Source organism: Olivibacter sp. SA151 (assembly GCF_054130995.1).
In genome coordinates this window covers 2,071,765-2,087,388 of the sequence record NZ_CP096391.1, presented here as the reverse complement: position 1 = coordinate 2,087,388, position 15,624 = coordinate 2,071,765, and the positions used below count along the sequence as shown (strand labels likewise).

General features: G+C 42.5%; 14 protein-coding genes. 7 read left to right on the top strand and 7 right to left on the bottom strand.

What is annotated here, in order from left to right; genetic code table 11:
- Positions 1-87 precede the first annotated feature (87 nt).
- From M1D52_RS08490 to M1D52_RS08470, 5 genes are all read left to right on the top strand, one after another.
- Positions 88-759: a YceI family protein gene (locus M1D52_RS08490; protein ID WP_013667804.1), complete on the top strand. Its 672-nt coding sequence runs from the start codon at positions 88-90 to the stop codon at positions 757-759.
- Between the two features lie 230 nt (positions 760-989).
- Positions 990-1,613 carry a bifunctional 4-hydroxy-2-oxoglutarate aldolase/2-dehydro-3-deoxy-phosphogluconate aldolase gene (locus M1D52_RS08485; protein ID WP_437392206.1) on the top strand — a complete coding sequence of 208 codons (624 nt, stop codon included), beginning with the start codon at positions 990-992 and terminating at the stop codon, positions 1,611-1,613.
- Between the two features lie 11 nt (positions 1,614-1,624).
- Positions 1,625-2,773: a galactonate dehydratase gene (gene dgoD / locus M1D52_RS08480; RefSeq protein ID WP_013667806.1), complete on the top strand. Its 1,149-nt coding sequence runs from the start codon at positions 1,625-1,627 to the stop codon at positions 2,771-2,773.
- Positions 2,774-2,870: 97 nt separating this feature from the next.
- Positions 2,871-4,178 carry an MFS transporter gene (locus M1D52_RS08475; protein ID WP_437392205.1) on the top strand — a complete coding sequence of 436 codons (1,308 nt, stop codon included), beginning with the start codon at positions 2,871-2,873 and terminating at the stop codon, positions 4,176-4,178.
- On the top strand, positions 4,178-5,149 hold the full coding sequence (locus tag M1D52_RS08470) for a 2-dehydro-3-deoxygalactonokinase (RefSeq protein WP_437392204.1): 972 nt from the start codon (positions 4,178-4,180) through the stop codon (positions 5,147-5,149). Before M1D52_RS08475 ends, M1D52_RS08470 begins: the two co-directional genes overlap by 1 nt.
- Positions 5,150-5,151: 2 nt before the next feature.
- Here the strand turns inward: M1D52_RS08470 and M1D52_RS08465 are convergent, their stop codons facing one another.
- The 7 genes from M1D52_RS08465 to M1D52_RS08435 form a co-directional block, all read right to left on the bottom strand.
- On the bottom strand, positions 5,152-6,372 hold the full coding sequence (locus tag M1D52_RS08465; protein WP_013667809.1) for an MFS transporter: 1,221 nt from the start codon (positions 6,370-6,372) through the stop codon (positions 5,152-5,154).
- Positions 6,372-7,487 carry a galactose oxidase gene (locus M1D52_RS08460; RefSeq protein WP_437392203.1) on the bottom strand — a complete coding sequence of 372 codons (1,116 nt, stop codon included), beginning with the start codon at positions 7,485-7,487 and terminating at the stop codon, positions 6,372-6,374. Before M1D52_RS08460 ends, M1D52_RS08465 begins: the two co-directional genes overlap by 1 nt.
- Positions 7,488-7,513: 26 nt before the next feature.
- Positions 7,514-8,449 (bottom strand): dihydrodipicolinate synthase family protein, encoded by a 936-nt coding sequence (locus M1D52_RS08455; protein WP_437392202.1) that lies wholly within the window; start codon positions 8,447-8,449, stop codon positions 7,514-7,516.
- A gap of 73 nt (positions 8,450-8,522) precedes the next feature.
- A complete protein-coding gene (locus tag M1D52_RS08450) occupies positions 8,523-9,668 on the bottom strand; it encodes a sialidase family protein (protein ID WP_437392200.1) in 1,146 nt (381 codons plus the stop codon).
- The gene (locus M1D52_RS08445) at positions 9,665-10,627 is read right to left on the bottom strand and encodes a dihydrodipicolinate synthase family protein (protein WP_437392199.1); all 963 of its coding nucleotides are present in this window, start codon (positions 10,625-10,627) and stop codon (positions 9,665-9,667) included. The genes M1D52_RS08450 and M1D52_RS08445 overlap by 4 nt, the downstream gene beginning before the upstream one ends.
- Before the next feature lie 71 nt (positions 10,628-10,698).
- A complete protein-coding gene (locus M1D52_RS08440) occupies positions 10,699-11,961 on the bottom strand; it encodes a sialidase family protein (protein WP_157622291.1) in 1,263 nt (420 codons plus the stop codon).
- Positions 11,962-12,073: 112 nt separating this feature from the next.
- Positions 12,074-13,510, bottom strand: coding sequence for an aminotransferase-like domain-containing protein (locus M1D52_RS08435; RefSeq protein ID WP_013667815.1), 1,437 nt, complete (start codon positions 13,508-13,510; stop codon positions 12,074-12,076).
- Between the two features lie 238 nt (positions 13,511-13,748).
- Between M1D52_RS08435 and M1D52_RS08430 the strand changes: the two genes are divergently transcribed.
- Together M1D52_RS08430 and M1D52_RS08425 are read left to right on the top strand one after the other, a co-directional pair.
- Entirely contained in the window at positions 13,749-14,711 is a 963-nt protein-coding gene (locus M1D52_RS08430) for a ketopantoate reductase family protein (protein ID WP_437392198.1), read from the top strand.
- An 18-nt stretch (positions 14,712-14,729) separates the two neighbouring features.
- Positions 14,730-15,473 carry an SDR family oxidoreductase gene (locus tag M1D52_RS08425; RefSeq protein WP_437392197.1) on the top strand — a complete coding sequence of 248 codons (744 nt, stop codon included), beginning with the start codon at positions 14,730-14,732 and terminating at the stop codon, positions 15,471-15,473.
- Positions 15,474-15,624 lie beyond the last annotated feature (151 nt).

Sequence of the window (15,624 nt, the reverse complement as noted above, 5' to 3'; positions counted from 1 at the left end):
ATGTTTAAACATTTATTATTTTAGCAGCTATTTTATTTATCAATCCAATCTACTATTTTTGTAGACATTTAAACAAAAAAATAGCGTATGAAGACAATTATCCCAGCATTCGCCCTCGTGCTCCTTTTAGCAGCATGTGGTGGTTCAACAAGCGATCAAGCGAAAACCGAGGAAAAACAGGAAGCAGCGGCGGCAACCGGTAGTTCTTACAGCATCGATACAACCGCTAGTCAGGTCACTTGGCAAGGTACTCATAAAGGCGGCTTAGCTCCTCGTTTTGGAAACATTAAGGTTACAGGTGGTTCATTATCCGTTGAAAACGGGACGGTAACCGCAGGCGATTTGGAAGTAAGTCTTGCCAGTCTGCAAGTTGATCCTAAGTCTGTTACCGAAGAGGGCAAAAAACATACAGATTTAGAAGGTCATCTAAAAAGTGCTGATTTTTTTGACGTCGCAAAACATCCTGCTGCAAAATTTGTCATCACCGCTGTAGCACCTTACGACAGCACCAAGCAAAAAAGTTTGCTTCCCGGTGCTACTAATTTGGTCAGTGGCAATTTAACGTTAAAAGATAGCACCCTCAATATAACGTTCCCTGCACAACTTACGGTAGCTGAAAACGAAGTGACGGCTAAAGCAAAGTTCACGATCGATAGAAGCGCTTGGGGTATTAACTATAAAACAGAAGGAAGTCCTGAAAATTGGGCGATCAGCAAAGACGTTGAAATCGGCTTTGATTTGAAAGCTGTTAAAAAATAATTCCAAAAAAGTAGTTTATGAAGGCCTGACGTCAATGTTCAGGCCTTTTTTTATGTCACTAGTCCTATACCAATTTATATACTCATCCAAATAATATAGCAAGCCGCTAACTAAGTCATTTTCTACCACATTGTTATCTATAATAAAAATGACCGCCCATTTTTAAGGTTTTCTTTTTATCTTAGGTCGCGTTGTAATATTTCCACTTATATACGCTAACATCAGCACTTATGTCTATACTGGAGCACATTAAAGAAAATCAATTAGTTGCGATTGTTAGAGGAGCAGATCCAAAGGATATCCTCTCTATTGCGGAAGCACTGTATGAAGGGGGAATCCGTTTATTAGAGATTACCATGAATTCCACCGAACCTCTGGCTGCCATCGAGCAGGTGAGCAATAAACTGGGCGATAAGCTCATTATCGGCGCGGGAACTGTACTGGATAGCACGATGGCAAAAGATGCCATTCATGCCGGTGCGCATTTTATTCTTTCTCCTATATTGGATAAGAGGGTCATTGAGACGACCAAGGGCCTAAACAGGGTAAGCATTCCGGGTGCTTATACAGCGACGGAAATTTACCAAGCTTACCAAATGGGCGCGGATATTATAAAAGTTTTCCCGGCTACTTCACCATCTTATCTAAAAGACATTGCCGGTCCGCTGCCACACATTCCTTTGCTCCCAACCGGTGGCATCACGATCGATAATATTGCAAACTTTAAAAAAGCAGGGGCCGTAGGCTTCGGAATCGGAAGTGCGCTTGTGGACACCAAACAACAAGTGACCGGCCAATACCTGCTAAACCTCACCCATACCGCTAGAAAATTTGTAGAAGCAGTTAACGTATAATAGCAATTCAGATGAAGATTAAAAGTTATGAATTATTTCAGGTACCTCCACGATGGTTGTTTTTAAAAATAGAAACCGATGAAGGGATCGTGGGTTGGGGAGAACCGGTGATCGAAGGTAAAGCGGCAACAGTAAAAACAGCAGTCGACGAATTGATGGAATACCTGATGGGTAAAGATCCAATGCATATTGAAGATCATTGGAATGTGCTATATCGCGCAGGCTTCTATCGCGGTGGGCCGATTATAATGAGTGCAATTGCCGGTATTGACCAAGCGTTGTGGGACATCAAAGGTAAATTTTATAATGCCCCTATTCACCAGCTATTGGGAGGAAAAGCGAAAGACAAAATGAAAGTCTACTCCTGGATTGGAGGCGATCGTCCGGCAGAAGTTGGCTTAGCAGCGAAAAAAATGGCTGAACAAGGCTTTCTTGCGGTAAAAATGAATGCCACTGAAGAACTCCAATATGTCGACAGCTATGATAAGATAGACGAAGCGGTTGCAAGGATTGCAGCGGTACGAGAGGCTGTTGGTCCGGCTTTTGGGATAGGGATCGACTTCCATGGACGGGTACATAAACCCATGGCAAAAATATTGGCAAAAGAGCTGGAGCGCTATAGACCGATGTTTATCGAAGAGCCTGTACTACCCGAGAATAACGAGGATCTGCGAGAAATCGCCAACCATGTGGCTATTCCAATCGCAACCGGGGAGCGGATGTTTTCTAAATGGCAATTCAAGGCTTTGCTGAAAGAAGGGTATGCTGATATTATCCAGCCTGATCTTTCGCATGCCGGCGGTATTACCGAATGCAAAAAAATCATCTCCATGGCAGAAGCGTTTGACGTAGCGGCAGCTCCGCATTGCCCGCTCGGCCCAATAGCGCTTGCCGCCTGCTTACAGGTCGATGCTACCTGTCATAATGCTTTTATCCAAGAGCAAAGTTTAGGTATACACTATAATGAGGGAAGTGATTTGCTCGATTATCTCGTAGATAAAACCGTATTTGAATATGATGGGGGCTATGTAAACATCCCTGACAAACCGGGATTAGGTATTGAAATTAATGAAGAACATGTAAGAAAAATGGCTGCCATTGGGCACAATTGGAAAAATCCGGTTTGGAGGCATCAGGATGGCAGCGTAGCCGAATGGTAATTGAGTTATTGCGTTCTAACCGGTTTGTCTGACTACGAAAAGCCGATAGCTAATTAATTACAAGTGATAACTACCTCCTAAAAGCTAATACCTAAATATGAAACCGACAAAAATCAGGCATCAGATGCTCTTTCTGATCTTTGTAAATGTAGTTATAAACTACATGGATCGAAGTAATCTAGCCGTGGCGGCATCTGATATTGGTAAAGAATTTAAATTCTCATCCGTACAGATGGGGCTTATCTTTTCAGCCTTTAGCTGGACCTATCTTTTATTTCAAATCCCGGGCGGAATTTTAGTCAAGCATTTTAGTCCAAGAATATTATACGCAGTCAGCCTCATTAGCTGGTCCTTTGCAACCATCATACAAGGTTTTGCCAAAGGCTTTGCCACTTTGTTCGGGCTACGTATGATAACAGGCGCATTTGAAGCACCGGCCTTTCCAATTAATAACCGCGTAGTTAGTGCTTGGTTTCCGGAAAATGAAAGAGCATCGGCCATAGGAATTTATACGTCCGGCCAGTTTTTAGGTCTTGCTTTTTTAATGCCGATACTTTCAAAAATTCAAGCTTATGTAGGGTGGAAGGGTCTTTTTGTTGTAACGGGACTCATCGGCGTCATTTGGGGTTTTGTCTGGTATTTTTTTTACCGTGATCCGATGAAACATACAAAAGTCAATAAAGCCGAGCTCGAAGTTATAGAAAGCGGAGGTGGCTTATTGGACCGGACGCGTACAGGGACCGGTCCGAAAAAAACCTTCCGGTGGTCCGATCTAAGGGAAGTATTATCCTACAGAAAATTGTGGGGCATTTACATTGGTCAGTTCGCTGTGAATTCTACCTTATGGTTTTTTCTTACCTGGTTTCCTAAATACTTGGTTGACTATCGCGGAATGGACTTCATCCAATCGGGCTATTGGGCTTCTATACCGTATCTTGCTGCGTTCTTGGGTGTGCTTTGCTCTGGCTTCCTTTCGGATTATTTGATTCGAAAAGGCATTTCAGCGGCAAAAGCACGTAAACGTCCTATCATAATTGGTCTTTTAATCTCTGTACTCATTTTGGGTGCTAATTATGTCAATGCACCTAGTCTGGTGATTTTATTTATGTCTTTGTCTTTTTTTGGTGTCGGCTTTGCTTCGATCACCTGGATATTTGTTTCTACCCTTGCACCGAAACATTTGATTGATATAACGGGCGGTGTTTTCAATTTTATCGGCCAGTCGTCCGGCATTATCGTTCCCATAGCCATTGGCTTTTTGGCAAGTGGCGGTAATTTTGCACCTGCTTTGATTTTTGTTGCTTCGCTTGGCCTCCTAGGTGCCTGTTCTTACCTCTTTTTAGTGGGAAATGTTGAACGCATAAAATCTAATGATATTGCTGAATTACCAAATAGTGAAATTTAATGGATACATTTTTAAGCTGCGATTGGGGAACAAGTTCCTTTCGATTACGCCTAGTTGAGGTAAAAAGTTTCAAGATACTTGCCGAAATAAAAAACGATTCAGGTATTTTGGAGACATTTACCGCTTGGCAACAAAACGAGCCTGCGACGAATCGTGTTTTGTTTTACACTTCAATCATAACGAACCACATCCGGATACTAAGCGAGAAGCTTCGTGTTTCGCTTAAAGGAATACCTGTAGTACTATCAGGAATGGCATCGTCTACGATAGGGCTCATTGATTTACCTTATAAAGTTCTACCCTTTGAAATAGATGGTTCTGACTTGCACATCGAAATGTATAAAAGTGACGAGACGACCAATCCGCTTATTATTGTCTCCGGTGCAAGAACTGAAAACGACGTTATGCGAGGAGAAGAGACCAAAATAGTGGGCTGTGCTCAATTGATCGGAAACGATGAGTCCGAGCAGCTGTTCGTTCTTCCAGGTACGCATCCAAAACATGTTCTAATAAAAGATCGCCGGATTATCGGTTTCAAAACCTTTATGACCGGCGAATTTTTTGATCTCCTTTCAACAAAAAGTATCTTGTCAGGATCTATAGCCGCGGGAGAAGATTTAAATAGTCGGGCAAATCGGAAAAGTTTTATGGAAGCAGTACAGCTAAGTCAAACCACCGATCTACTTCACCATAGTTTTCTAGTTCGGACCAATCAAGTATTGGAACGCCTTTCTAAACAACAGAACTATTACTACCTCAGTGGACTGCTTATTGGAGCGGAGCTAGCGAGTCTGGAATCAAAAAAATCCATATACTTACTTGGAGGGCCCGCGCACCGTTCCTTATATACCTTGGCGTGTTCGACCCTCGGTATTGACATTATACAGTCATGGGATGCCGATCTGGCTTTGATTCAAGGGCAGGCAATAATTTTCTCAAGAATGAAAGATAGTTCATCCCTTCTCGCTTAACACTAATCTTTTTTTACTTTAACGGCAAATAACGTCCAAGTGGCCAAAAGTAGCAGGACAGCGGAGAACTGATAAATAATCGAGAGATCAATCTGTGCATCTTTCAATGCGCCTCCAACATATACCATCAGCCCTCCTACGATGGTACTCAGAAAATTGAGGAAACCATAGCCCGTAGCGATATATCGATCATCTGCCACTTGCCTTAAAATAGGCATCAGGTTAGCATCATTAAATCCTCTTGCCAGACCAAAGATCAGCATCGCAATGATGGCAATGCCGAAGACAGAAGTAGATGCCATTAAAAAAAGAAACGGGGCGCCCAAAGTAAAACCGATAATAAGCATATAAATTCGGCCCCTATTGTTTTTACGAGTCCAACGATCTGCCAAAATCCCTCCTACGATGACGCCAATAAACGAACCGATCTGAATGTATCCGGTGGCGGAAATTCCGGCTTCGCCGAGGTCAAGGTGAAAATGCTCTTTAAGAAAGGTAGGTAACCAACCATAAACAAGCCAATTTACAATACCTAACACTGCAAAATAAAACAAGAGAACGTAAAACGAGGCCTTACTAAAAAGATTTTTCAGTGCCCCACGGATGTTAACTTCTAAATCGATTGGAACTACTTCCGTTAAGTCACTTTGCGTGCGTTGATGATCTTTTAAAATTTTTAATAAAATAAAAGAATAAACAATTCCAACAATACCAAAAACGTGAAAGCCATAGCGCCATCCCCATAGTTCTGCAATGTACCCACCGATGCCGCCCAATGCTAATCCGGCATATAGACCACTCATATGTAAACCGGTTGCCAGCGACCGTGTCCGCCCTCGGTGGTAATCAGTTATTAGGGCCAAAGCGGCAGGAATATAACATGCCTCACTTATACCCATGATGATGCGCGCAACTAGCATTTCGGAAAAAGAGCTTGCAAAACCTGTCCATAAGGTAACCGCCGACCACACCATAACGCTAAAAACAATCACTTTCTTTCTGCTGTACTTGTCGGCGAAGAAACCTCCAAAGGGACTTAAAATCCCATACGACCAAAGAAAAACCGACGTCAATAGACCGAATTGTGCATCCGACAGTTTGAAATCAGCCACAATAGGATCGTGCATCGAAGTTATTAATATACGATCAAGGTAATTTAAGAAGGCTACTACCCATAATAAAGCTACAATAAGCCATGCGTAACGATTAACAGTATGTTTCATTATTGATCCGTTATTTTTTCAGGTGTCAGTCTTAGCACGCGAGGGGTACGAACGGCAGGTCTTACTTCTCCCCCCGGTATTATGACAGCATCGTTCCATATAGTTAAACTGGTCGTTACCGGAGCCCAGCTGCTCCCATTTGGATTGGCAATTGCATCTTCTTTTTTATCAGTGGGAACCTCTCCTAATTTCTTCCAGGTATTTGTGGACACATCATAATCTAAAATGTTCGTAGAAAAACCGGGGTGTTGCTGTTTCAATTGATTTGCTTTTGCAGCCAGCTTCCCATCATCGCCTCCAAAAATTAAAAGATGGTATTTGTTAATACCATAAGCCGGATTTGGCGCTGCTACAACTGGTTGGGGAAGATCGGCTATTTTCTTCCACCCTACCTGGGGGGTATATTCATAGGCGTCTTTCAGGTATTCCCTAACTCCATCCACCAGCTTTGCTCCGCTGAATAAATACAATTTACGGTGCTGAACACCTGCAACCGCTAACATTCTGGAAGGTCCCGGCCAAGGGTCAAGTACCTTCCATTCTTTCGTATCAGCAGCAAGATCCAATGCCCAAAAATTTTTCTCCGTTGTCTTGGAGTCCGGTTTCCTGATACCGCCCGCTATATAAATGACATCTCCTAACAGTACCCCTGTACAATTGGCTAATGGGTGAGGTAAATCGGGCAATGTACTTTTTTCAATTCTTCCGTTGTCATATCGCAACATCCAAACTTCCTTGTGATGACCATTTTCATTACTCCCTCCGATAAGAATCACTGCATTTCTCCAAGATACGGATACTCCATAACCTAATGGTTGCGACAACCTCCCTACTTCTTTCCATTTGGCGTTTGGGTTGTCTAGTGCGAATACCCGATCGTACCATACCTTGTCAGAACCGGTCCAAGGCGCACCGCCATCGGGAAAATTTGCACCACCTATAACTAAAAGTGCGCCATTGCTGACTCCAACAAAAGAACCCGCAAATCCAATCGGATCCGGGAGTGCTTGCAGCTCATCCCATTTTAATTGATTTGTAGAAACGAACTGCGCCACTCCTTTATTTAAAGAAAAAGTCATAAGAAAAATGAGAAGTGAATAAGAAGATCTGTCCATGCTAACATTCAATTATATTTTACAGCTCACTGCTCTTCGCTCAGTATTTCCGAAGCCCGCTTCACCACGTCAAAAAAACCGTTCACATCTAAGGCGTTTTTCAGCTGCAGCACGTCGTCTTCATTTAGCGGCTCAAGTGGTAGCCGACAAGGACCGAGATCAAAGCCTATCATCTTCATTACTGCCCGTTGCGCAGGAATCGGCGGATATTTTACAAGACAACGCACCATGTTAACCGAATGCAATTGCATGTTTGCCGCTTCCTCATAATGTCCCTTTTTATAATACCTTAATAGTTGTAAATAGAGCGATGCAGAAAAAGTATAAGTGCTACCAATAGCTCCCATTGCGCCAACGGCAAGTGCCGGTAGAAGCATCTCATCGTAACCGAACAGCACATCAAACTTACCCCCTTTATAGTTTAGACAGGCTTGATATTCATGTAAGGTAGAGGCGGTATATTTAAGTCCGGCAAAATTAGGGATCACTTTTTCAGCCTGTTCCAAGAAGGCGAGCATATCAATGGCGATGCCCGTTAATGTAGGGATATGATAATAGTAGAAGGGTGTATGAGGTGCTGCAGAAGCAATCTGAGCCATACTATTCACCAGATTGCTCACAGTAGTAGGTTTAAAGTAAAAAGCTGCGACGGAAGAAATAGCATCAGCGCCAATCTGTTCTGCATGGGCTGCCAATCGTCGACAGTCCGCAATCGAACTGTGTCCAACGTGCACCAGTACCAATATCCGTTTATTAGCAGCTTTCACATAGGCCTCAGCAATAGCCATGCGTTCTTCCACCGTTAAATTCGGCCCCTCTCCATTCGTTCCGCAAATAAACACACCAGATAATCCATCGGCTACCATTTTATCTACTATTCTCGGGATAATATTCAGATTTATTGTTCCATCTTCGTGATACGCCGCAAAAGTTGCCGCTATTAATCCGGTAATTTTATTCATATATTATTTATTGTAAGTTTTATTCATTTCCAAACAACTCAGTGCACAATTTTCGTTTCGCGATAAGTTATTATTATTTATTATCGGTCAGCCAGTCAAGCTTAAAGGTCTTCAACACGATGTTATAGTTCCAGTCTTTTCCCGAATTTGTTTCAAACAAGCAATAAACGGTTCCATCCGCCCCTACCGCAACATCTGAATAGCCGGATGGCCCTTCGTGAATCAGCTTACTAATAGGCCACGTCTGTCCCTCGTCATAGCTGACTTTAGCAGTTAAGTTTTTACGGGGATGTTTTGGAATATCGCGGCTATCAGGATTGAGAAATAGGATACCTTTCTTCCTGTCGGATAACCTGATAATACTAGCCATGCAGATCGGATCGAAAAGTTCTTCATCAAAGACAGGTTTCGACCATCCGCTGATGCCATCCTTACTATAGCTTACACCACGCAAATGTTTTTCCGAAGTATTTCTGATATTCACCATTACCCTTCCGTCCTTTAATTGAATTGCCATGGTTTCGCTGGGATTTTTAAATTCAGCCGAGTTTTTAGCGATGATTTCACCTCGTTTCCACGTTTTTCCGAGATCATCGCTATAAATGGTTGCAATGCAAGAAGGGGCGTGGCTCCGATGAGGTACCGTCTTAGCAGGATCACTCAACCAAACCGGGACAAGCAATCTGCCATTTTTTAGCTGAATGCTATGTCCGGGGCCGGGTGCTAATACTTTCCAATCATACGCTGGCTTAAAGGCGTCAAAAGTGGCGGTGATATCCATGGCAGGGCTCCAAGTTTCTCCATCATCGGTAGAAAAAGTATAATAAGCTCTTGCGTAATCCCGCTGATAAAGCAGGTGAATTGTCCCCTTACTGTCAACGATAGGCGTGGGATTACTGGTAGGGCCACTTTTCTTGGGAGCAATAACGATTGGGGCTTCCCAAGTGCGCCCTCCATCTTTGCTTCGACGCATCAACAAATCCATTTCTGACCAGTCGCTCGCGGTACCGATCCGACCTTCACAAAAGGCCAATAAGGTGCCTTTTTTACTCATTACGAGCGCAGGAATCCGCGTTGATGCATAGCGTTCATTTGGAGTAAAGACAATACTGCTATCCATAGCCATTCGCTCAGAAGTATGTTGCCCGGCCACACATCCGTAACCAACAATTAAAAAGTTGATCAGTAGATACAGATATTTAAATTTATTCTCTCTCATGGCTTTGTGTTTTGATTTTTTGTGCTTCGTTGCATAAAAACTTCCGGCAAAAGCTCGGCACATCGCTGCTTAACAACGTGTATTTCTTCTTCGGGAATCCAGCGATACGGCCATCGCAAACGGGTACTTATAGGTGTCCATCCACCTACCGCAGCCATAAACTTATCCACCGCTTGGTTAGCATAAGCTTGATCCCGAATATAAGGCACCATGCATTGCTGCATAAATTGTTGAATACGCGATTGCATTCCGAACGGATCACCGGTTTTGTTCACCATATCGTTATACCAATTTTGGGCAAACGCAGGGTGTAAGCAAGCGACATTAGAATAGGCACCATGGGCCCCTTGGGAGATGCCGGTTGCGAGTTGATGCCCGGGTACAAATACTGAAAACGGAACCGGCAACTCGCTCATCTCCCGATACCACTTCTCGTCTCCTCCCGAAACCTTACATCCCGCCAAGGGAATTCCTGCTAGTAGAATCTCTGCAAAGTCACTCGGTAAAAGTTTCGTTTTCGCATGCGGTGGGTTATACAAAACCAATCTAATCGGATCAGCTTCTTCCGCCAATCGCGTTAAAAAATAGATAATCTCCGCCTGAGACGGCACAAACCAATCCGGCAAAATGACTTGAATGGCAGACGGTTTTAGCAGTTTGGCTCGTTTTAATCGTTCCAAGGATATTTTAGGACTCATATGCGAGCATCCGATCTGAAAAGGCATGGATGCAGCGTTACATTTTGTGGCTAAAATTTCATTTATCTGATCAAATTCGTCTTCAGTTTGATTGTAAAATTCTCCAGCCGTACCATTTGAATAAATTCCGTTCACTCCATGGGCAATTAGCGTGTCTATCTCATCTTCCAATTGTTTAAAATTAATACTTTCGTCATCATCAAGTGGAAGCAACAAAGTTGCCCAATTACCGTAGATCTCATTTGCTTTTAGTGGAACCATTTTGTTTTATCTTCAATTTCCTAACTTTTAGTCTGCGATTGTTCATACTCCCAATAAAGCTTCTTTTTTAATTACGGTTCTGTGCGACCATTCAATATCCAGGCTAGGTTAAATTTGTTGAACTCAATAGATTTGTTACTGTTGGCTGAATCGTGTACATTTTCATTATATTCAATCAGCGCACCAATGCAATAATCCGAGGTTTTAACCATGCTCGAGTATCCACCGTAAACCACGGTGCTTGTCGTATAATTACAGTTTCCGCTGTCGTACAGAGCTCTGCTTATTGGCCAGGTCTCTCCATCATCATAGCTGATGCGAACAGTCATATTACAGCGTTGACTTGTGCCGTTTGGATTTAAAAAAATTATTCTATTCGGATCATCCACATTATATCGAAGTATAGAGCCCTCGCACTTCGGATCGGGAAGAGCGGAAACAGCAGAAAAAGAAGAAAAATTTCCGGAAATTGACCCCACAGACTTCCTTCTTGTTTTTGAAATATTCCACTCCGTTGTATTGGGACGATCATTCCGCATTAAACTTCCGTTCATTAGCTCAACGATGGTACTTTCATCCGTACCACCCGGGACAGGTTCATAACTCCAGGTCGCTCCATGATCATCGCTATAAATATTTCTTCCGTATGCCGGAACAATTAATCTACCTGGATGATCGTAAGCAGTTCTGATACCGATCCCTGGACCAACACAATCCCATTTATAACTCAAAGGAGTTAATGTACCGGTGCGATCTACGGGATCAGACCAAGTAGCGCCATGATCATCACTGTATGAAGTATGAATTCTTCTATCACCCCAAGCTTGAAAATCCGACCATTTGGTTTTGAATTCGTCGTTCCATTCTAAAAAGAGCCATATTCTACCGTTTACGCCTACCGAAGGGTCATAAACAGCTGTGGGATTTCCCCAGGTACCATTTCCTTTTCCCACTACCTCTCCTAATGCCGACCAGGTTGTTCCGTTATCCATCGACCTTTTAAATACCACATTGATATCGCCATAGTCGCTTGGACTCCAGCGCCTACCTTCCGCAAAAGCTACCAGCGTTCCGTTCTTGGTTTTAATAATCGATGGGATACGGTACGAATGGTAAATCCCTTCACTACCCCCGTTAAAAACAATTATCCGCGTGTTAATTGGTGCTGCTAAGGCTGCATGCTCAGTAAGACTTTGCTCCTGATCAAGACCCGGTAGTTTTTCTCGATCGGCATTTGTTACTTTAGCGCAACTCAATGCGATAGACAAAACAAAACCTAAACCGAGGTATGCCAGATTAATTGGTTTAGTAATCCACATTTTAACGTTATTCATTTAGATTTATATTTCGTTATTAGTACTTATGTAGTACATATCAAATGTGACAACTATTTTAAATATTTCCAAATTTTTATCGAAAAACTTCCTCGGCTCGCAGAATTGGCTATCACAATTCTCTACAGGCAAGTTCTCCCAACAACTTAAGATCTCTTTCCAATTTCTCATCCCACAATAGTCCGTAGTTTAACCGGAGGCAGTTATCGTATTGGTTTTGTAAGGTGAATATTCTGCCCGGAGCAAAACTAATTTTATAGCTTAAACACTTTTCATAGAGAGTGACAGCATCGACAGCCTTGGGTAATTCTACCCAGATAACAAATCCTCCTCGCGGTCTGGTGGCCATTGTCCCCTCAGGGAAATAGTCTGAAATAGCCCTTGAAAATTTCAACATGTTACCGTGAAGTGTGTGCCTTAGTTTGCGGAGATGACTCTCGTACCGACCCGTTTCGAGAAACCAGGCAATAACTTCGTGGGTAACAGAGGTGGATGAAATACTATGATAGAGTTTCATTCGCCTTACCTCGTTTTTGAATTTTCCAGGAGCGACCCAACCGACCCGATAGCCCGGGGCAAGTGTTTTCGACACGGAGCTGCACCATAGCACTAACCCACTTTCATCGTAAGTCTTGCATGATTTCGGACGTTGTTGACCAAAATATATATCGCCATTGAGATCATTCTCAATAAGTGGGATGTTATATTTTTCCAAGAGACGTACGGTCTGCTTCTTATTTTCATCCGGCATACAACTGCCTAGCGGATTACTGAAATTGCTGATAAAAAGACATACATTTATTTTGTTTGCTTTCAGTGCATCTTCCAACGCATTTAAATCAATACCATGCTGAGGATCCGAGGGCAATTCTAATACTTTAACACCTAAAACCTGAGCTAGTTGCAGCATTCCAAACGAAATCGGGCTTTCCATCGCCACCGTATCGCCTCTTTTTGTTAATGCCATCATGCAGTAAGATAATGCATTCAAGCAACCGCCGGTTGTGATAATTTCGTCGTGGTTCAAATGCCCCTCCATCGCAAAAGACCATCGGGCAATCTGACGTCGTAATCTTTCATTCCCTTCGATTTTATCATACATTACGCCGCTTCCTTTTAACTCTCTCATCGCCACTGTTAAACCCTTATTGAGTTTTGCAATAGGCAACAATTCATTCGCCGGAATCCCTAAAGCAAGTGCCAAATGGCCATCTTCTCCCAAACCGTCATAAATTTTGCGAACTAATAGCTCGCTGTCGGCATAATGTGCTTCGGCCTCGGGTTTGGTAATTTGAGGAAGCGCCGGGACTTTCGTTTTGGAATAACGCACATAATATCCCGATTGAGGTTTCGTTTCAATCAACATTTTACTTTCCAGATTATAATATGCACTTAATGCCGTATTCTGACTTACTCCATACTCACGGCAAATAGTCCTTAAAGAAGGAAGCTTATCACCTGTTCGTAAAGCACCATTTAAGATTTGTTGCTCAATAACTTTGGCGATCCGTATATACATGAAATCTAATTTCTCTTTAACTTTTTTCATTCGTTATTCATTTAACTGCTACCATCAAAAATAACATATCTGCATCTGCTATCATAAAGATGTTTTATCGAACTTTGTTTATCAAAACGAACGTAAATACGATGGCACACAATGAGATAAAAACAGGTTTTCTTTTCGCAAATCGCGAACTACTCATTCTTGCACTTCCGGGAAATATCCGATCCCGAAAAAACACCTACTATAGTATGTACCGTAAGATCGCCTAAAACCAGCAACAATGGACTCAGTTCAAAAACACATATTTATTATCGGTTCAGGAGCCATCGGCAAAGCGCTCGCCGTTTTCCTTAAACTTGCCGGAAGAAAAGTGACTGTAATCAGAGGAAGGGTAAAAGATGCTTGCACAACAACCAGGCGTATAGGTATTGAAATCCAAAATGGCGTGACCCTCGAAGCCAATGTCAAAATTACAACATTGGATTCGCTTCCAATGATTGATGGCATTGTTGTTCTCTCCAACAAATCGTTTGGGAATGAACAATTGGCGCGTGCACTAAAAGGAAGAACAGGTAACTCCCCTATTGTTCTCTTGCAAAATGGGTTAGGTATAGAGCAGTCCTTTCTAGATCACGGATATCCACAGCTATACCGTTGTGTACTCTTCGTAACCAGTCAGCTAATCAACCAATCTAATATAAGGTTTAAGCCCGTAGACATTTGTCCAATCGGTATTGAACGGGGAAATAAGGCTGATCTGGAAAGGGTCGTCAACCACCTCAATACACCAAATTTTAGGTTCAGAAGCGAACTCCACTTACAGCATATTATTTGGAAGAAAGCTATTATAAATTGCGTTTTCAATTCCATTTGCCCCTTATTGGAAATTGACAATGGTATATTTCATAGAAGTCAGGACGCGCTAAAAATTGCACGCAGAATCATTGTAGAATGTATTAATATTACTACAGAAAAAGGGATAGCAATTCGTCAGGACGAAGTCGAAACCGGTTTGCTGCAAATAAGTCAGTTGTCTGAAGGACAAGCGATATCGACTTTACAGGATATTCGAAACAAAAGAAGAACGGAAATAGAAACGCTGAATCATGAAATAGTACGGATAGCGGAGCAGATGCATCAGCAGGACAGCGTTCGTGAAACCAGATTGTTGGGCGAGCTTATCAAGCTCAAATCAGAGCTTACCCAAAACATTATAGATACGGAAGTAATTGGCAAATTATAAAGGAAAGAAAGAATGACTATGAAAACAATACTAATAACAGGTGCAAGTAGAGGAATTGGCGCTGCGACAGCGCTTCTTGCCGCCCGAAATGGTTATGCAGTAGCAGTTAATTACCAAAAAAATCATAAGGCAGCGAATGAGGTTGTCAACCAAATTCTTTCCATGGGAAGCGAAGCCATTGCAATTCAGGCCGACGTTTCTAAAGAAGATGAAATCCTTCATTTGTTTTCCGTAATTGATAGCCGGTTTGGAAATCTCCATTGCCTCGTTAACAATGCCGGCATACTGGAACATCAGATGAAGCTTGTCGATATGGATTATGCCAGGTTACAGCGGATGTTCAAAGCCAACATCCTTGGTTCGTTTCTTTGTTGTAAGGAAGCGATTAAACGTATGTCTACAAAATTAGGTGGCAAAGGCGGCACCATTGTTAATGTTTCATCCATTGCTTCCAGAACCGGTGCACCTTTTGAGTATATTGATTATGCAGCCACTAAAGGAGCGTTGGATAGCCTTACGATCGGATTGTCTAAAGAGGTGGCGGACGAGGGTATTCGGGTAAATGCCGTTCGTCCTGCATTTATCTATACCGATATACATGCCGATGGCGGGGAACCTGATAGAATTAATCGACTAAAAGAAGGCATACCATTGAAAAGAGGTGGTTTGACAGAAGAAGTAGCTGAAGCTATTTTATGGCTTGCGTCAGAAAAATCTTCGTATTCTACAGGCATTTTCATCGATGTCACCGGGGGCAAATAGATGAATTTTAACCGCTTAAAAGATAAAACATAAAGAAAAAACACCTATTTATAAACCGTATCAAAACCTCATGACAAGGTGCTTGTAAAATTGATGGGACATACTCGCTCGAGTAAATTGCGCCGCCATACAAAACGACGATCGAAAATGA

What these genes read in the sequence shown, in the direction of transcription:
- M1D52_RS08485 (WP_437392206.1), top strand. Translation starts at nt 990, where the DNA reads ATGTCTATACTGGAGCACATTAAAGAAAATCAATTAGTTGCGATTGTT.
- M1D52_RS08450 (WP_437392200.1), bottom strand. Translation starts at nt 9,668, where the DNA reads ATGAGAGAGAATAAATTTAAATATCTGTATCTACTGATCAACTTTTTA.
- M1D52_RS08430 (WP_437392198.1), top strand. Translation starts at nt 13,749, where the DNA reads ATGGACTCAGTTCAAAAACACATATTTATTATCGGTTCAGGAGCCATC.
- dgoD (WP_013667806.1), top strand. Translation starts at nt 1,625, where the DNA reads ATGAAGATTAAAAGTTATGAATTATTTCAGGTACCTCCACGATGGTTG.
- M1D52_RS08470 (WP_437392204.1), top strand. Translation starts at nt 4,178, where the DNA reads ATGGATACATTTTTAAGCTGCGATTGGGGAACAAGTTCCTTTCGATTA.
- M1D52_RS08455 (WP_437392202.1), bottom strand. Translation starts at nt 8,449, where the DNA reads ATGAATAAAATTACCGGATTAATAGCGGCAACTTTTGCGGCGTATCAC.
- M1D52_RS08425 (WP_437392197.1), top strand. Translation starts at nt 14,730, where the DNA reads ATGAAAACAATACTAATAACAGGTGCAAGTAGAGGAATTGGCGCTGCG.
- M1D52_RS08460 (WP_437392203.1), bottom strand. Translation starts at nt 7,487, where the DNA reads ATGGACAGATCTTCTTATTCACTTCTCATTTTTCTTATGACTTTTTCT.
- M1D52_RS08440 (WP_157622291.1), bottom strand. Translation starts at nt 11,961, where the DNA reads ATGAATAACGTTAAAATGTGGATTACTAAACCAATTAATCTGGCATAC.
- M1D52_RS08475 (WP_437392205.1), top strand. Translation starts at nt 2,871, where the DNA reads ATGAAACCGACAAAAATCAGGCATCAGATGCTCTTTCTGATCTTTGTA.
- M1D52_RS08445 (WP_437392199.1), bottom strand. Translation starts at nt 10,627, where the DNA reads ATGGTTCCACTAAAAGCAAATGAGATCTACGGTAATTGGGCAACTTTG.
- M1D52_RS08465 (WP_013667809.1), bottom strand. Translation starts at nt 6,372, where the DNA reads ATGAAACATACTGTTAATCGTTACGCATGGCTTATTGTAGCTTTATTA.
- M1D52_RS08490 (WP_013667804.1), top strand. Translation starts at nt 88, where the DNA reads ATGAAGACAATTATCCCAGCATTCGCCCTCGTGCTCCTTTTAGCAGCA.
- M1D52_RS08435 (WP_013667815.1), bottom strand. Translation starts at nt 13,510, where the DNA reads ATGAAAAAAGTTAAAGAGAAATTAGATTTCATGTATATACGGATCGCC.